Source organism: Xenorhabdus taiwanensis (assembly GCF_036512875.1).
Lineage (GTDB): Bacteria > Pseudomonadota > Gammaproteobacteria > Enterobacterales > Enterobacteriaceae > Xenorhabdus > Xenorhabdus taiwanensis.
On sequence record NZ_AP028978.1, the window covers coordinates 1,505,350 to 1,522,989 of the forward strand.

Annotated in this window: 12 protein-coding genes; 7 read left to right on the forward strand and 5 right to left on the reverse strand. The window is 41.7% G+C overall.

All coding sequences use genetic code 11. From position 1 onward, the window contains the following. Positions 1–51 precede the first annotated feature (51 nt). The 3 genes from ldtD (at position 52) to ACE1SE_RS06785 (ending at position 3,348) form a co-directional block, all read left to right on the forward strand. A complete protein-coding gene (gene ldtD / locus ACE1SE_RS06775) occupies positions 52–1,770 on the forward strand; it encodes a L,D-transpeptidase LdtD (RefSeq protein ID WP_374053182.1) in 1,719 nt (572 codons plus the stop codon). Between the two features lie 351 nt (positions 1,771–2,121). Next, positions 2,122–2,670: a peptidoglycan L,D-endopeptidase MepK gene (mepK, locus tag ACE1SE_RS06780; protein WP_374053183.1), complete on the forward strand. Its 549-nt coding sequence runs from the start codon at positions 2,122–2,124 to the stop codon at positions 2,668–2,670. Between the two features lie 45 nt (positions 2,671–2,715). After that, positions 2,716–3,348, forward strand: coding sequence for an MBL fold metallo-hydrolase (locus tag ACE1SE_RS06785; protein WP_374053184.1), 633 nt, complete (start codon positions 2,716–2,718; stop codon positions 3,346–3,348). 81 nt (positions 3,349–3,429) lie between these two features. On the opposite strand, the gene ACE1SE_RS06790 is transcribed toward ACE1SE_RS06785, so the two are convergent. The 4 genes from ACE1SE_RS06790 to pncB form a co-directional block, all read right to left on the reverse strand. Continuing rightward, entirely contained in the window at positions 3,430–4,620 is a 1,191-nt protein-coding gene (locus tag ACE1SE_RS06790; protein WP_374053185.1) for an amino acid aminotransferase, read from the reverse strand. A 243-nt stretch (positions 4,621–4,863) separates the two neighbouring features. Then, entirely contained in the window at positions 4,864–5,985 is a 1,122-nt protein-coding gene (locus tag ACE1SE_RS06795; RefSeq protein ID WP_374053186.1) for a porin, read from the reverse strand. Positions 5,986–6,293: 308 nt separating this feature from the next. Further along, positions 6,294–7,694, reverse strand: coding sequence for an asparagine--tRNA ligase (asnS, locus tag ACE1SE_RS06800; RefSeq protein ID WP_374053187.1), 1,401 nt, complete (start codon positions 7,692–7,694; stop codon positions 6,294–6,296). A 219-nt stretch (positions 7,695–7,913) separates the two neighbouring features. Continuing rightward, entirely contained in the window at positions 7,914–9,128 is a 1,215-nt protein-coding gene (gene pncB / locus ACE1SE_RS06805) for a nicotinate phosphoribosyltransferase (RefSeq protein WP_374053188.1), read from the reverse strand. A gap of 325 nt (positions 9,129–9,453) precedes the next feature. Here pncB and pepN point away from each other — a divergent pair, with 325 nt between their 5' ends. From pepN to ACE1SE_RS06820, 3 genes are all read left to right on the forward strand, one after another. Then, the gene (gene pepN, locus ACE1SE_RS06810) at positions 9,454–12,072 is read left to right on the forward strand and encodes an aminopeptidase N (protein WP_374053189.1); all 2,619 of its coding nucleotides are present in this window, start codon (positions 9,454–9,456) and stop codon (positions 12,070–12,072) included. A 250-nt stretch (positions 12,073–12,322) separates the two neighbouring features. After that, complete coding sequence (pyrD, locus tag ACE1SE_RS06815; protein WP_374053190.1) at positions 12,323–13,333, forward strand: quinone-dependent dihydroorotate dehydrogenase; 1,011 nt, start codon at positions 12,323–12,325, stop codon at positions 13,331–13,333. 158 nt (positions 13,334–13,491) lie between these two features. After that, positions 13,492–14,043 (forward strand): cell division protein ZapC, encoded by a 552-nt coding sequence (locus ACE1SE_RS06820; protein WP_374053191.1) that lies wholly within the window; start codon positions 13,492–13,494, stop codon positions 14,041–14,043. A 226-nt stretch (positions 14,044–14,269) separates the two neighbouring features. Here the strand turns inward: ACE1SE_RS06820 and ACE1SE_RS06825 are convergent, their stop codons facing one another. Beyond that, positions 14,270–15,382 carry a YcbX family protein gene (locus ACE1SE_RS06825; RefSeq protein WP_374053192.1) on the reverse strand — a complete coding sequence of 371 codons (1,113 nt, stop codon included), beginning with the start codon at positions 15,380–15,382 and terminating at the stop codon, positions 14,270–14,272. 121 nt (positions 15,383–15,503) lie between these two features. On the opposite strand from ACE1SE_RS06825, the gene rlmKL reads away from it, so the two are divergent. Continuing rightward, entirely contained in the window at positions 15,504–17,639 is a 2,136-nt protein-coding gene (rlmKL, locus tag ACE1SE_RS06830) for a bifunctional 23S rRNA (guanine(2069)-N(7))-methyltransferase RlmK/23S rRNA (guanine(2445)-N(2))-methyltransferase RlmL (protein ID WP_374053616.1), read from the forward strand. Position 17,640 lies beyond the last annotated feature (1 nt).

A 17,640-nucleotide genomic window follows, 5' to 3' on the forward strand; every position in this document is an offset into this window, starting at 1 on the left:
TATAATAAGTTATTGGATAGCTGCATACATAATAAGGTGAGGTGGGCTCTTATGGTGAAGAACACGGTCGGGTTACTGAAAGTTTCTTTTATCTGTAGCACATTGGCGGTATCAGAAGGAATTTTTGCAAATCAACAAAGTGGGCTGTCATCAGGTGATATGCAACAATTATCAACAGGACAAAAAAAAGAAGGTTCTGTTATTTTAATTGATAAGACAATTCCTATTTCTCCGGTGAATTCTATTGATGAAAATCGTAAACAGTTACAAAATGGGTTGCCACAACAAGTAAAACCGATATTCCTTGATCGTTTGGTAAATTTATATGCTAACAATAAAATGCAACCATTGTGGTCAGATAAAAAGGCTATTAAGAAATTTGAAGATCAATTAGTTGAAATGTCGCTAGCTGGTTTTCAACCTCAATTTGAAAAATGGTTGATACAACTTAATTCTCCTGAATTAAGTGAAATGGGGCGTGATATTATCTTATCTGATGCTATGTTAGGTTATCTCCATTTTATTGATAATGTTGATAAAAAAGGAAGTTCATGGTTGTATAGTAAATCTGCTTATAGGATTGAATTACCCCCATCCCATTTAATCGATACATGGCAACAGCATATCAATAATGATAATGCTTTTTCTTATATTAAGAGTTTATCACCGAATCATCCTATGTATGAAAATATGCGTGATGAGATGTTGGCACAATTAGCTGTTCAACGGCCATGGACTGAGTTTTCATTTAAAGGAACTTTAAAGCCAGGGCAAAGTAGTGAAAGTGTTATTGCATTAAGAAAAATATTGGCTCATTCAGGAATGTTGGATTTATCTGCTACCAAATCCGATAATAGAGTTTATGATAAAGAATTAATAGCAGCTGTAAAGCATTTTCAAGCTCAGCACGGATTGTCAGCCGATGGGGTTATCGGTAAATCCACTAAAGCATGGTTAAATACGACCCCACAAACCTACGCTCGTATTATGGCATTGAATATCCAACGATTACGGATTATTCCCAGAGATATTCCTACAGGTATTTTAGTTAATATTCCTAATTACTCCCTTTTTTATTATTTAGATGGCAAAGAAGTATTGAGTTCTAAAGTCGTTGTTGGACGACCCAGCCGAAAAACACCTATTATGAGTAGTGAATTAAATAATGTGGTAATTAATCCCCCGTGGAATGTACCCACCAGTATGACTCGAAAAGATATTGCACCAAGGGCGATGCGTGATTCAGGCTATTTTCATACGCGTGGTTATACGGTATTTTCCAGTTGGAGCAATGACGCCAAAGTTATCGATCCTTCATCGATTAACTGGAGCGTAATAACACCGAGTAATTTCCCTTATCGTATTAGGCAAGCACCAGGTCCAACTAATTCGTTGGGGCGTTTTAAATTCAATATGCCAAATTCAGAAGCCATTTATTTGCATGACACACCTAATCAGGCTTCTTTCAGTCGAGAAATGCGGGCTATTAGTTCTGGTTGCGTACGTGTCAATAAGGCACCTGAATTGGCTAATATGCTGTTGGGAGACGCAGGTTGGGATAAAACTAAAGTTAATAGTTCATTGAAAACATGGTCAACAAAATATGTCAATATTCCCAAAAGAATTCCTGTGTTCCTTTATTACCAAACTGCGTGGGTTGATGAGGGAGGGAAACCGCAATACCGAGATGATATCTATGGTTATGATGTGAATACAAGACAGCATTCAGAGTTACTTTCCAAGATCTTGCTAGCCAGTAATGATTTATAATTTCCTCCGTTACTAATTAAGATTCAAAGAAATAAAATTGGCGTTGATATTTATATTGTAAACAGAGAAGGAAATAATGTTTTCTTCTCTGTTATCTTTTGTTACCCATTATTTTAAAAGTGTTTTTTATCATGACTTATTTTTAATGAGCTGTTTTGTTATTGATTGCAATTTTAATATGGCTTTAATTATGTTAAGTAGATCACAATAATAAATCAGTAAATTTACAGTAAAATACAAAAATACTTGAAACTATTTTTTATTTTTTGATGTCTTATTAGTTGATTAAGTTGAGTTATAAATTCATTTAGACAGTATTAATACATTAAAGAATAGCAGGGCATATTATCTATGAATAACATTGACCACGATCGTCGAAAGTGGATCGGTATAAGTGTGGCCGCATTGGGATTAAGTTTATTACCTCAATCGGTTTTGGCTGCATTAACAACGCCACGTCCTCGAATTTTACGTTTTGATAATCTGCATACCGGAGAAACTCTCAAAGCCGAATTCTTTGATGGTTATCGGTATAATAAATCAGAATTAGCCCGTCTGAATTATTTATTCCGCGATTTTCGGCAAAATAAGGTTAAAACCATTGACCCGAAATTATTTGATCAAATTTATTTATTGCAAATGCTGATGGGAATAAATAAACATGTTCAATTAGTTTCGGGTTATCGTTCCTTAGTGACAAATAATATGTTGCGCCATGCCAGTGGCGGGGTGGCAAAACATAGTTACCACACCCGTGGACAAGCCATGGATTTTCACATTGATGGTGTTCAGCTCACACATATTCGTAAGGCAGCACTGAAAATGCGGGCAGGGGGGGTAGGGTTTTATCCAAAGAGTAATTTTATTCATATTGATACAGGTCCGGTCAGGACGTGGTAATCTTATTACCAACAATAAGTCTTGATTGTGGAGTGAAACAGTGTAATGAAATACCACATTATCCCCGTTACGATGGCGATGCAAAATTGCACATTGATTTGGTGTGAAGAAACTCAGGAAGCGGCGATTGTTGATCCTGGTGGTAATGCTGAACAACTTATCGCTGAGATAGAGCGCTGTGGGCTGAAACTCACCCAAATTTTGCTGACGCATGGCCACTATGATCATGTAGGGGCTACTGTCGAAGTCGCGAAGCATTTTGGGGTGCCAGTTTACGGGCCACATAAGGGAGATGCTTTTTGGATAGAAGGTCTGGAAATTCAATGCCAAATGTTTGGTGTTGAACCATGCCCCTCTTTTACGCCAGATCGTTGGCTAGATGAAGGGGATACACTGAAAATTGGCAGTATTGAGCTATCCGTTTTACATTGTCCGGGGCATACACCAGGGCATATTATCCTTGCTAACCATACGGATAAAATCATCTCAATGGGAGATGTATTGTTTAAGGGCAGTATTGGCCGCACGGATTTTCCGGGTGGAAGCTATGATGAATTGATTCAATCTATTAAGGAAAAAGTATTGCCATTGGGGGATGAATATCAATTCATACCCGGTCACGGTCCAATGTCAACATTAGGACATGAGCGGAAAACCAATCCATTCTTACAGGATTAATCGCAAACTTTTTTTGCCGTAAGATAATGTGAAGAAGATAAAAGCCGCGTTGTCAGCGGCTTTTGAGAAACTCAGATGAGATTAAAGTACTGCAACGATAGCTTCACACAGAGGAACCATATTTTCCAGTGTCAGACCCGCTACGTTGATACGGCCAGAGCTAACCGCGTAAATACCATACTCTTCACGCAGGCGATCAACTTGTTCTTTAGTCAATCCACTGAATGAGAACATACCATTTTGAGCGCTAATAAAGCTAAAGTCTTGCCTCGCACCTTTTTCTTGTAAGGTGTTCACAAACAGTTGGCGCATACGCTGAATGCGTTCACGCATGGTTGCCAATTCCTGAATCCATTCGGTTTTCAGATCATCATTGGACAGAATAGTTGTCACAACAGAAGCACCGTGCGCCGGTGGGTTAGAGTAGTTGGTACGTACAATGGATTTTGCCTGGCTGAATGCCTTTTCTGCGGTATCGCTGTCTGTTGCAACGATAGTGCAAGCACCAACACGCTCATTGTACAAACCAAAGTTTTTGGAATAAGAGCTGGCAACGATTAACTCATTGTGGTTTCTGGTAAAGATACGCAAACCTTCTGCATCTTCATCCAATCCTTTGGCAAAGCCTTGGTAAGCAAAGTCGAATACGGGCAACCAGCCATTTGTAGCAGATAAATCTGCCAGTTTTTGCCACTGTTCAGCGGTTGGATCGATACCTGTTGGGTTATGGCAGCAGCCATGCAGCAGAACAACATCACCTGCTTGTGCTTCAGACAAACTTGCCAGCATCCCATCGAAATCCAGAGCGTGATTTTCTGCATCGTAATAATTGTATTCGCGGATCTCCAAGCCAGCGCTGGAGAAAACGCCTTTATGGTTTGGCCAAGTTGGGTTGCTGATCCAGACACGCTTTGCATCAGTCTGTTTAGCAATAAAGTCAGCGGCAATACGCAGTGCGCCGGTTCCGCCTGGGCTTTGTACCGTACGGGCACGTTTGTCAGTGACGATAGGGCTGGTTTTGCCGAAAAGCAGTTCCTGAGTAACACGGCCAAATTCAGGTAATCCACTAATTGCCAGATAGTTTTTGGTAGTTTCGTTTTCCAGCAGGAACTTCTCTGCTTTTTTAACGGTAGTCAGAACAGGAGTTTTACCTGTTTCGTCTTTGTAGACGCCGATACCCAGGTTAATTTTATTTTCACGGGGATCTGCTTTAAAGCTATCCGCTAAACCAAGAATCGGGTCGGCAGGCGCTGCTGTGATTTTTTCAAACATTTTTTTGATTCCAAGACTCGGAGAGTTAAGCCCAAAATAAGTGATACGCCGCTCAGGGTAACCTTAAGAAACCTATTTGCCAACCACTTGTAGCAAAAAGAATAAAATCTTGTGAAGTAGTTTACGGAGTGAAAAAAAGAACCTGAAAAAACAAAGAAATAAAACGTAAAAAGCAGCGCCGAAGCGCTGCTTTTTCTGAGATAAATGTGTTTAACTTTTCGTTAAACAGTTTATCAGCAGTAATTAGAACTGATAAGTCAGGCCAACACCGAATACGTTGCGAGCGTTTGCATCGCCTTTTTCTTTTTTGTCCAACAGGTTGATTTTGTAATCAACGTAGGTAGACAGGTTTTTGTTAAAGTAGTAGTAAGTACCTACAGAAACATATTTAACCAGATCTGCGTTGAAACCTTTGGTGCCATCGTTACGCTCCAGATCCTTACCTTTGGATTGAACGTAAGCCAGAGATGGTTTCAGGCCTAAGTCAGAGAACAGATATTGTGCTACCAATTCGATGTTCTGAGTTTTATTAGCGATACCGTTAAATTCATCCACTACACCACGGTATTCATGACCACCTTTACCTGGAGTCATGTTACGGGTTTCGCCGTACATTGCTGCCAGGTATACGTTGTTAGCATCGTATTTAGCACCGATGTTCCATGCTTCGGCACGTTCACCGTGAGCAGCAGTTTTAACCCAGTCACCGTTTGCACGAGTAGAGTTAGCGTAAGAAGCACCAACAGTGATACCGTAACCTACGTTATAAGTAGTTGCCAGACCGTAGCCATCGCCATTTGCTGTAGCGCCACTACGTTCATTTTTAGTGTGCTCGCTGTTTTGGCCTTGGTATTGCAGGGCAAAGTTCAAACCGTCAACCAGACCGAAGAAATCAGTGTTGCGGTAAGTCAACAGACCAGTAGCACGGCCAGTCATGTAGTTATCAGTTTTAGCCATGGAGTCGCCACCGAAGATTGGCAGTACGTCAGTCCATGCGTTGATGTCATAGTTTACGCCGTAGTTACGGCCGTAATCCAGTGAACCGTAGTTAGCGAATTTCAAACCAGCGAAAGCCAGACGAGTAGCAGTTTCTTGCTTGCCTTCTTCAGTGTGAGCTTTCAGGTTGTATTCCCAACGACCAAAACCAGTCAGTTGGTCAGAAATCTGGGTTTCACCTTTGATGCCGATACGTGCATAAGAAGCATCACCATCTTCGCCGCTTCTTTTATCAGCGATCTGATGACGAACATCTACTTTACCGTACAGATCCAGTTTGTTGCCATCTTTGTTAAAAATTTCAGCCGCGTTTGCTGTACCAGCAGCCAGCAGAGCTGGAATTACCACTGCAAGAATATTGCGTTTCATTATTATTACCCTCATTGGTGTTATTTAGACACTTGTCACTGCCAGAAATAGAACACTAAAAAATTTTGGAACTATTTGCGGGTATCGAGTGTCTTATTACTCGGCGACCAGTTTTCCATTGGAAATGAATTTTATCCACCTTCAAAATGCTACAAAAGCACAGAATCAGTAACAAAGTGAAAATAGATGTTTCAAAATGTAAATATCAGGGAACTTTTTTAGTGTGCTTTTCGCTATAAAATAAAAAAAGCCAACTTTCGCCGGCTTTTCATGGGATTGATTTTTAGCTCGTTTATTGAGCTAATTCATTAGAAACTTGCATTTCTTGGTGTCCGTGGGAATGGAATAACATCACGAACGTTGGATACGCCAGTAACATAAGCGACCAAACGCTCAAAGCCCAAACCGAAACCGGCATGAGGGACGGTTCCGTAACGACGCAGATCACGATACCACCAGTAATCTTCTTTATTCAGCCCCATTTCTTCCATACGTTGATCCAGCATATCCAGACGCTCCTCACGCTGGGAACCACCGATAATTTCACCGATGCCCGGAGCCAATACATCCATTGCCGCAACGGTTTTGCCATCTTCGTTCATGCGCATATAGAAGGCTTTGATGTCTTTTGGATAGTTTTTCATGATCACTGGCGCCATAAAATGTTTCTCTGCCAGATAACGCTCATGCTCTGATGCCAAATCCACACCCCAGAAAACAGGGTTTTCAAATTGCTGACCACAATTTTCCAGAATTTCTATTGCATCGGTGTAATCCAACTGAACGAAATCTGAATCAACAAATTTTTCCAGACGAGTAATAACTTCACTGTCAACACGTTCTGCAAAGAAAGCCAGATCATCAGCACGCTCTTCTAATGCAGCTTTGAAAACATATTTCAGCATTTCTTCTGAGAGTTTGGCGATATCATTCAGATCGGCAAATGCCACTTCTGGCTCAACCATCCAAAACTCTGCCAAGTGGCGGCTGGTATTGGAATTTTCTGCGCGGAAAGTTGGCCCGAAGGTATAGATTTTGCTCAATGCACAAGCATAGGCTTCACCGTTCAATTGGCCGGATACAGTAAGGAAAGCTTCACGGCCGAAAAAATCCTGGCTGAAATCCACTTCGCCCTTATCTGTGCGTGGCAAGTTTTGCAGATCCAACGTGGAAACGCGGAACATTTCGCCAGCACCTTCTGTATCTGATGCGGTAATCAGTGGAGAGGATACCCAGAAGAAGCCTTTTTCATGGAAGAAACGATGCAGAGCTTGGGACAATGTATGGCGAACACGGGCAACTGCGCCGATCAAATTGGTGCGTGGGCGAAGATGAGCCACTTCACGCAGGTATTCAATACTGTGGCGTTTAGCCGCCATTGGATAAGTATCAGGATCATCAACCATGCCAACAACAACAACTTTAGTGGCCTGCAATTCAAAATCCTGTCCCTTACCTTGCGATTCCACCACTGTACCGGTGATTTCGACAGAACAGCCCGTGGTTAAATGTAATATTTCATCCTGATAATTAGGTAAATTATTATTAACGACGGCCTGTAATGGATTAAAGCAGGAACCGTCATAGACGGCGAGGAACGAGATACCAGCTTTAGAATCTCTTCTTGTACGTATCCAACCGCGAACGGTGACTTCGTTGCCAACCGGAACCCGGCCTTGCAGTACATCGACTACAGGCGCTACGCTCATAAATTTCTCTCTTTTTTATATAGTGGATTAATAACTAGATAGATTTACCAAATACTCCTGAATTCAGGAGCAGATCGTCTATCTTACTTGTCATCTCTCAGGAAACAAGAGGAAATTGCGGGTCTTAATGAGGAAACAGAAGGAAAAGTTGCTTTTTTATTTGCGTAACCAGCATAAAGCCGGTTACGCAAAAGATAATTAGCCCGTTATGCCGTTTTTTTATACCACTTTCTCTATATAAGGAATGTCGAATGCCTGACGTAACCTATTGACAAACTCATCATCTTCACAGATGGTTTTTCCGGGGCTATCTGACAGTTTTGCCACGGGTTTACCATTGCATTCGACAAGTTTGATAACAATATTCAGTGGTTTTATGCCCGGAATATTACAGGTCAGTCGTGTACCAATGCCAAAAACAACATTAATCCTCTTATGGAAATGGTGATACAACGCCAGTGCTTTTTGCAGATCCAAACTGTCAGAGAACACTAATGTTTTTGTCATTGGTTCGATACCCAGTGATTGGTAATGGGCTATCGCTTTTTCACCCCATTCAATTGGATCACCTGAGTCATGGCGCAGGCCTTGGTAAGCAGTTGCTAATGGTTTGTCAAAATCTCGCAGAAAAGCATCCATTGTGATGCAGTCAGTCAGGGCGATGCCTAACTGGTTTGGATACTCATTCAGCCAGCTTTGTAGTGCTGCTCTCTGGCTATTGGCAAGTTCCGGGCTAATTTGTTGGTGAGCCTGAAACCATTCATGGGCTTGTGTGCCGAGGGGAGGGAGATCAAGCTGTTTTGCCAGTTGATAATTACTGGTTCCAATAAAATAAGGAAAGCTATTTTTCAACTCATTGATAATGGCATATTGCACGGCGTGTGAGAAACGACGGCGAGTACCAAAATCCATTAATTTAAAACCGGATAGATCGATATTTTTTTCCGCGGCGTCTTTGTAAAACAGTTCAATCAGTTTTCTCAATTGAATAACGGCGTTTTCAGGTGTTATTTCAGGTGAGTGATGACGATGAACTAATTCACTGATCAGGGCAAGCAAGGGAACTTCCCACAAGATAACTTCGTGCCATAAACCAGAAATGCGAATGGCTAATTGCCCTTCATGGGTAACAGAAACTTCGACTTGTTTAGGATTAAAGCGGAATGTTTTGCACCAGTTCAGGTAATCCTCTTTGAAGAACGGGAGGCGAGAAAGATAATCTACTTCGCGTTCTGTCAATGCTAAGTCTGCCATCATGTCAATTTGATGACGTAATGGCTCGGCGTATTCTCCGAGCAGTTCATTACCACGGCAACGAAATTCTGCAACAACAGGAATATTGTTGTAATGGTGGTACACTGCTTGTTGCATGTGAAACTTATAGGCATCAGTATCAAGCAGTGATTTGATAATCGGGGCAGCGTCTAAAGTCATGGCGCGTCAGGCATCCTCGCGGAGCATATTCGTGTCAGCTAAATCGATAAAGTCGGGAGAGTATACCGTGATTATTGGGTTATTGAAGCTATATAGCGACATATATTTTCCCGAATCTAAAGATTAAGGTTAATCCGTTTATAGATAATATCATGTTAAATGAGATATGAGATGACAATTAGCACGAAAGTACTAATATGCTGACCACATCATTTATACTTTTATTTAATAAGTTATTAACATCTAAAAAAGAGACTTATTGATTGAAAGGAGGATTTCTCTATGGCAGCGTTTATGTTTTTAAAAATAATGGAAAAGGTTCCCTATGACACAACAGCGACTCGTTAAATACCGTCTGGATTATAAAGCACCAGATTACACAATTACCAACATTGATCTTGATTTTGAGTTGGATGCTGAAAAAACAACGGTGACGGCAATCAGTCAGGTAAAACGTCAGGCTAATGACACTACCCCACTGGTTTTGGATGGAGAAAATCTCACGTTAAAAGGCATCTATATCGATGATAAAGCGTGGGAGCATTACCAGGAACAGGATGGAAAGTTGCTGATTGAACAACTTCCAGCCCAGTTTACCCTGAAAATTGTGAATGAAATTCACCCGGCAGCCAATACAGCCCTTGAGGGACTGTATGTGTCTGGTGATGCCCTGTGTACCCAGTGTGAGGCAGAGGGATTCCGTCACATCACGTATTATTTGGATCGTCCAGATGTTCTGGCTTGTTTTACAACTCGCATTACTGCGGATAAATCCAGATACCCATTCCTGCTTTCCAATGGTAACCGTATTGAACAAGGAGAGCTGGAAGATGGGCGTCATTGGGTAAAATGGCAAGACCCATTCCCAAAACCTGCTTACCTGTTTGCATTGGTTGCAGGGGATTTTGATGTCCTGCGTGACACGTTTGTAACCCGCAGTGGCCGTGAGGTTGCTCTGGAGCTGTTTGTTGATCGGGGCAACTTGGATCGTGCTGACTGGGCCATGACATCGTTGAAAAATTCAATGAAATGGGATGAAACCCGCTTTGGTTTAGAGTATGACCTTGACATCTATATGATTGTCGCTGTTGACTTCTTCAATATGGGGGCGATGGAGAATAAAGGATTGAATATCTTTAATTCCAAATATGTCCTGGCAAAAACGGAAACGGCGACTGACGAAGACTATCTAGCCATTGAAGCTGTGATCGGACATGAATATTTCCATAACTGGACAGGAAACCGCATTACTTGTCGTGACTGGTTCCAGTTGAGCTTGAAAGAGGGACTGACAGTATTCCGTGATCAGGAATTCAGTTCTGATCTGGGTTCACGTTCGGTTAACCGTATCAAGAATGTGCGTGTTATGCGTTCTGCACAATTTGCCGAAGATGCCGGCCCTATGGCTCACCCTATCCGTCCTGATCAGGTGATGGAAATGAATAACTTCTATACGTTGACCGTCTATGAAAAAGGCGCGGAAGTGATTCGGATGATCCACACCTTATTGGGTGAAGAACAATTTCAGGCGGGTATGCAGCTTTATATCCACCGCCATGATGGTAGCGCGGCAACCTGTGATGATTTTGTGCAGGCAATGGAAGATGCTTCAAACGTCGATTTGACCCTCTTCCGCCGCTGGTATAGCCAATCCGGAACACCGGTGCTGACTGTCCGTGACGAATACGATGCAGAAAAGCAACAATATATTTTGCATGTCAGTCAAATGACATCACCAACGGCAGATCAGCAAGAGAAACAACCGTTGCACATTCCTCTGGATATTGAACTTTATGATGAACAAGGAAGAGTGATTCCACTGCGTCGTAATGGTCAGCCTGTGCATCATGTTTTGAATGTTATTAATGCAGAACAATCATTTGTCTTTGATGAAGTTCCGTCACAGCCTGTTCCTTCTTTATTGCGTGAATTTTCTGCACCAGTGAAATTGGATTATCCATACAGTGATGAGCAGCTTTCATTTTTAATGAAACATGCGCGTAATGAATTCTCCCGTTGGGATGCGGCGCAGGCATTGTTAACCAACTATGTGAAGCTGAATGTTGTCCGTCACCAAAAATCCCTGCCACTGGAATTGCCAATGCATGTCATTGATGCTTTCCGGGCTGTATTGTTGGATAAAGATATCGATCCGGCTCTGGCTGCATTGATCTTGACCCTGCCGTCTGAAAATGAAATGGCAGAACTGTTTACGGTGGTAGATCCGAAAGCTATCCATGATGTCATTCGTGCCATGACCAAGGTACTGGCTAATGAAATGGCAGATGAGTTTTCTGCGGTTTATCACAGTCTCCAGACAGGCACATATCGTGTAGAGCATGAGGATATTGCGAAACGTGACTTACGTAATACCTGCCTCTACTATCTGGCCTTTATTGACCCCAAAGAGCTGGCAGATAAATTAGTGGCGGCACAATATTATCACGCTGATAATATGACTGACAGTATCGCTGCTTTATCTGCGGCTGTATCTGCTGAATTGCCTTGCAGTTATCAATTAATGGATGAATTTGATCAACGCTGGCATCAGAATGGTTTGGTTATGGATAAATGGTTCAGGCTGCAAGCAACCAATCCAGCCTTTGATGTGCTTGAGAAAGTGCGTGGCTTGATGAAACATCGTTCTTTCAGCTTGAGTAATCCAAACCGCGTTTATTCACTGTTGAGAATATTCTTTAGCAAAAATGCCGTGGCCTTCCATGCTGAAGATGGTAGTGGTTATCAATTCTTGGTGGAAGTGCTAACCGAACTGAATAGCCTAAATCCGCAAGTAGCATCACATTTGATTGATCCATTGATTCGTCTGAAACGTTACGATGAGAAACGTCAGGCTTTGATGCGTGCGGCATTGGAACAGTTGAAAGGAATAGAGAACTTATCTGGTGACCTGTTCGAAAAGATTACCAAGGCGCTTGAAAGTTAATATGTAACATCTTCTGCGGTTATTGTCGGAGATGAGATCGCTAACAAACCCCGCTGTTGTTTTAAACGGGGTTTGTTTTTGTCTGCTTACAGAGAGGGCTTTTTTGTTTACTCATATAATGGTAAATTAGCGCTCTCTTCCTGCTCCAACAGCGCAGCAATTATATATGTATGAGATTGCGTATAATTCAAAATGTATCACTGACAATTCTCACGTAAAGACAATCATAAAGAACAATAGGTTAATTTAAATGTATTACTCTCTAGTACAGAAGGCATTGTTCCAGCTTGATCCTGAACAGGCACATGAGCTGACTTTCCGCCAACTCAAACGTGTTGCCGGTACTCCTTTCGAATTTCTTATCCGCCAATCAGTTGCCACTAAGCCCGTTACTTGCATGGGGTTGTCTTTTAAAAATCCACTTGGTTTAGCCGCTGGTCTTGATAAAAACGGTGATTGCATTGATGCATTTGGCGCAATGGGCTTTGGGTTTGTTGAAGTGGGTACAGTAACACCGCGCCCGCAAGCTGGAAATGATAAGCCAAGATTATTCCGTGTGGTTGAAGCGGAAGGGATCATCAACCGGATGGGGTTTAATAACCTTGGGGTAGATAATCTGGTTGAGAATGTTAAGCGCGCAAAATATGACGGGATTATCGGGATAAATATCGGCAAAAATAAAGATACTCCGGTCGAAAATGGAAAAGATGACTATTTAATTTGCATGGATAAAGTTTACCCACATGCAGGTTATATCACTATCAATATTTCTTCTCCTAATACGCCTGGCTTGAGGACATTACAGTACGGAGAAGCTTTGGATGATCTCTTGTCTGCGATTAAAAATAAGCAAAGTGAACTTCAGCAAAAGTTCCAAAAGTATGTTCCTGTTGCTGTTAAAATCTCTCCCGATCTTACAGAAGAAGAATTAATAAAAATTGCTGATAGTTTAATGCGTCATCATGTTGATGGGGTTATTGCAACAAATACCACATTGGATAGAAAGATTATCGAAGGCTTGCATCACTGTCAGCAGGCAGGGGGATTGAGTGGGCGCCCTGTGCAATTGCGCAGCACAGAGATTATCCGTCGCCTTTCGCAAGAATTAAAAGGTGAAATACCGATTATTGGTGTAGGGGGAATTGATTCACTTGTTGCAGCCAGAGAAAAAATAGAAGCCGGTGCTTCATTAATTCAGATATATTCCGGTTTTATCTATAAAGGACCAAAACTGATCAAAGATATTGTTAATCATATCTGAATATTTGCTGCAATGTGGGGGTAGGGGTTTATTTCTGCCCTCAACTCGTCTATATTTTGTCTTATAGATTAAAATTTATCATTTATTTTTTGACTTCTTATTTTTCTGGTAAATGCTTATTTTAACAAAAAGCTATTTTGAGCATAAAAGGGTAATCAATGAAAATTAGACCTGATGATCAGTGGCGCTGGTATTTTGATCCTGAGCACAGCCGTGTCATGCTCGATCTCGCTAATGGCATGGTTTTTCGTTCCCGCTTTCCTGCCAAGATGTTGACTGATTACGCTGTTACAATGAAAGAAATGTCATTCTCAGTTGATGATGCTGCGCTTTTTTACACCTTTGAAGAACATTCTCGTCGTATCAACATGGCTCCTGCGCTTAAGGCTGAATTAGCTTTGAATGGGGTGGTGGCGTTACGTTTTATGAAACCACAAATGCCTAAGAGCTGGTATTTCTCCCATTTTTCTTTAGTAGACAAACCAGAGCTTGGTGAAATTATTCAGCTTAGATTACAGGATAGCGGTACTGAAGCGCTGTTTATGGTCGCAGAAGTGGGTGATAATGCCAGCTTGTGTCTATTGGTACAGCAAAAGCTAGAACTGCACGATCGTGTAATGAGTTTTTGTGATTCCATTAAGGTCATGAATGATCGCATCATGCCTTATGCTGCGCCAATTCAATCATCAATATATGACAGGGCAATTTAGTGCCATTAGGCTGCTATGTTCATAATATTATTAACCTAAATTACTTATATCAGCATTATTGCACGCCTTTTGTCATTCACATTCAGATATATTTATAGCGTCAATCAATGGCCTGTTTTTCCATAATATATTGCCTGCTTAAAAGCTCAGTAATAAAAATCAGACAGCTAGCTTACTTATACTGCCTGATTTAAATACAAATGCTATCGTTATATATTATAAATGTTTATATTAATTCAATGATTAAATCATTTTGAGGTATACAGCTACATGCCAGAATTTTTCCATTATTTTTGATGGAAGTTGATTTTAATGGCAGTACATCCCCTCTAATCAGAGATATCTTACAGGAACCACAAATTCCGGCACGGCATGAATAAGGAATTTGAATACCCTGATCTTCGAGTTGTTCTAAAATAATTTGCTGATTATTACCAATAAAACGTTGTCCATTAAATTCAATAGCAACGGATTGTTGATCGCCTTCTTTTACAGGCAAATCGACCGCTTGTTCACCACTACCATATTCGCGAGGTGTTCTCTTTTCCAAAATGGTGACACGATCCCCAACTCGAATAATGCCGCTATTACGGGCAATGGCATTCTGCCCAAAATCAACCGCACCATTTTCTTTGGCTGTTCTGAAAGACTGTAGTGTAGCCAGTGGTTCACTTTGCGGATTTTTACGGCCTTTTTCCGGGCTGACTGTTGTCAAAATACAACGACTGCATGGTTTTGGTAGATCAAAAACAATATCGCCGATTTGGATAGTTTGCCAGCTATCTTCTTCAAAAGGAGCGGCACCTGTGACAATGATATTGGCACGGAATTGCTCTATTTTAATGCTGGCGGGACAGCGTTGTTGTAAGGCATGAAAAGAGGCTTCATTGATAATTAAATAGGGAAAACCGTCAGCGAATGATAAAGAAATATCGGGGAATTTTTTGACCCGTCGTGTTAGTTCCTCACTGAGCCAGCGTAGTTGTACAGGTTTATCAAAAAAACCACTAAGCCAACTATTCACCTTCTCAGGAGCGACTAAAGCGGTAAAATGATTTCTCCAAACTTCGGTAGGGAAACGTTCCTTTCTAAAATCATCGTAAAGTACAGTTATGCTTTCTCCATTTGGGGCCTGCAAATACAGACCGTTATGGAGCATAGTTGGAGTAAATAGCAGCATCTGCGGATATTGGCGGGCAGTAATAAAAGTACCGTCTGTTGTGGTGATCATAAAATTGCGGTCAAACGTCAGGCCACTTTCATTGACAAGAGAATGAGAGAGTTGTAATCCACGCATGGATTTGACGGGGTAGGTATAGAGGCGCGACAGAGTTAACATCCATATATCTCCCAAATATTTTTATCTTTAATTGTGTCAGCAACTTTAGGACATGTCGAAGGTATTGGCTATAATGTGCCACAATTTTTTTTGGTGGTGAACTTTTGTAATGATTAATAAGATGAACTCTCTCTTTGCCAGCACGGCACGTGGACTGGAAGAACTGTTAAAGAACGAACTGGAAATCCTGGGAGCGCAATCCTGTAAGATCGCCCAAGGTGGGGTTCATTTTCAGTGTGATGATCGTGTGATGTATAAGAGTTTGCTGTGGAGCAGACTGGCATCCCGTATCATGATGCCGCTTAATGAATTTAAAGTTTATAGTGATTTGGATCTGTATCTTGGTGTCCAATCCATTGACTGGAGCGAGATTTTCTCAGTTGATAGCACGTTCTCTGTGCATTTCAGCGGCATGAATGAGGAAATTAGAAATACACAATATGGCGCATTGAAAGTAAAAGACGCTATTGTCGACAGTTTCATGCGCAAAATAAAACAACGTCCTGATGTTGCTAAACAACAACCCGATATCCGTATCCATGTTTTCTTGAATAAAGAGAAAGCAACCGTATCACTCGATTTGAGTGGAGATAGCCTGCATATCCGTGGCTACCGTGATTTGGCTGGACAAGCACCACTGAAAGAAAACCTTGCCGCAGCGATTATTTTACGTTCTGGTTGGAATGCAGGAACGCCAATGGTTGATCCAATGTGTGGTTCAGGAACGTTGCTAATAGAAGCGGCCATGATGGCGGCAGATTGTGCACCTGGTTTGTATCGTAAGCATTGGGGATTCACATCATGGTTGCAATTCAATGAAACAATCTGGCGTGAAGTGACTACAGAAGCACAGGTTCGTTTCCGTAAGGGGTTACAGGAAACGACTTCCCGCTTTTTTGGCATAGATATCGATCGCCGTGTAATGGATATGGCACGTTCAAATGCACGCAGGGCAGGGGTGTTCCAATTGATCCAATTCCAGCAGGGAGATGCAAGCAAACTGGAAAATCCTCTGCCGGAAGGGTCTGAGGGAACGGTATTAAGCAACCCGCCTTATGGAGAACGTCTCGAAAGTGAACCTGCGTTGATTGCGTTACACAGTGTATTTGGTCGTGTGATGAAAGCCCGCTTCTCTGGCTGGCGTTTATCACTATTCAGTGCTTCGCCAGAGTTGTTGGGTTGCTTGCAATTACGTGCAGAGCGTGAATTTAAGGCCAAAAATGGCCCTCTGGATTGTATCCAAAAGAATTATTTTATTCAGAAAAATGAACAACTAGCGGATAAACCTCAGTCATTGGATACAGGTATCGCTGAGGATTATGCTAACCGTCTGCGTAAAAATGAGAAAAAGATCAGCAAATGGGCTAAACAGCAAGGTATTGATTGCTACCGTTTATATGATGCAGATTTACCTGAATACAATGTTGCTGTTGATCGCTACGCCGATAAAATCGTTGTGCAGGAATATTCCCCACCGAAATCTGTGGATACCAACAAAGCCCGTCAACGCTTATTTGATGTGATCAGTGCAACAATGAATGTACTTGGCTTATCATCCAATCAACTGATCTTAAAAACTCGTCAACGTCAGAAAGGCAAAAGCCAGTATGAAAAGATGGCCGAGAAGAAAGAATTCTTTTTGGTCAACGAATATGGTGCGAAATTCTGGGTTAACCTGACCGATTATTTGGATACGGGGCTATTCCTTGATCACCGTATTGCCCGCAAAAAATTGGGTGAAATGAGTAGAGGCAAGGACTTCCTTAACTTATTTGCCTATACCGGTTCGGCGACAGTGCATGCAGGATTGGGGGGCGCACGTTCGACAACCACGGTGGATATGTCTCGCACTTACCTTGAATGGGCAGAGAAAAATTTACAGGCAAATGGCCTAACTGGGCGTCAGCACCGTTTGATTCAGGCTGATTGCCTAGGATGGTTAGCTCAGACCCGAGAGCAATTCGATGTCATCTTTATTGATCCGCCAACATTCTCTAACTCCAAGCGAATGGAAAACACTTTTGACGTTCAGCGTGATCACATCGAATTAATGAAACAACTAAAATGTTTGTTACGTCCGGGTGGGGTCTTAATGTTCTCCAATAATAAACGGGGTTTTAAAATGGATTTTGCTGAATTGAATAAGCTAGGTTTGGTTGCAAACGAGATAACAGAGAAGACCCTATCTCAGGATTTCGCCCGTAATCGTCAGATTCATAACTGCTGGTTGCTGCATCACGCTGGCGAGGAAAAATAAC

Bases quoted from the DNA above. Each gene is read 5' to 3' on its own strand.
- ldtD (WP_374053182.1), top strand. From the start codon at position 52: ATGGTGAAGAACACGGTCGGGTTACTGAAAGTTTCTTTTATCTGTAGC.
- mepK (WP_374053183.1), top strand. From the start codon at position 2,122: ATGAATAACATTGACCACGATCGTCGAAAGTGGATCGGTATAAGTGTG.
- ACE1SE_RS06785 (WP_374053184.1), top strand. From the start codon at position 2,716: ATGAAATACCACATTATCCCCGTTACGATGGCGATGCAAAATTGCACA.
- ACE1SE_RS06790 (WP_374053185.1), bottom strand. From the start codon at position 4,620: ATGTTTGAAAAAATCACAGCAGCGCCTGCCGACCCGATTCTTGGTTTA.
- ACE1SE_RS06795 (WP_374053186.1), bottom strand. From the start codon at position 5,985: ATGAAACGCAATATTCTTGCAGTGGTAATTCCAGCTCTGCTGGCTGCT.
- asnS (WP_374053187.1), bottom strand. From the start codon at position 7,694: ATGAGCGTAGCGCCTGTAGTCGATGTACTGCAAGGCCGGGTTCCGGTT.
- pncB (WP_374053188.1), bottom strand. From the start codon at position 9,128: ATGACTTTAGACGCTGCCCCGATTATCAAATCACTGCTTGATACTGAT.
- pepN (WP_374053189.1), top strand. From the start codon at position 9,454: ATGACACAACAGCGACTCGTTAAATACCGTCTGGATTATAAAGCACCA.
- pyrD (WP_374053190.1), top strand. From the start codon at position 12,323: ATGTATTACTCTCTAGTACAGAAGGCATTGTTCCAGCTTGATCCTGAA.
- ACE1SE_RS06820 (WP_374053191.1), top strand. From the start codon at position 13,492: ATGAAAATTAGACCTGATGATCAGTGGCGCTGGTATTTTGATCCTGAG.
- ACE1SE_RS06825 (WP_374053192.1), bottom strand. From the start codon at position 15,382: ATGTTAACTCTGTCGCGCCTCTATACCTACCCCGTCAAATCCATGCGT.
- rlmKL (WP_374053616.1), top strand. From the start codon at position 15,504: ATGAACTCTCTCTTTGCCAGCACGGCACGTGGACTGGAAGAACTGTTA.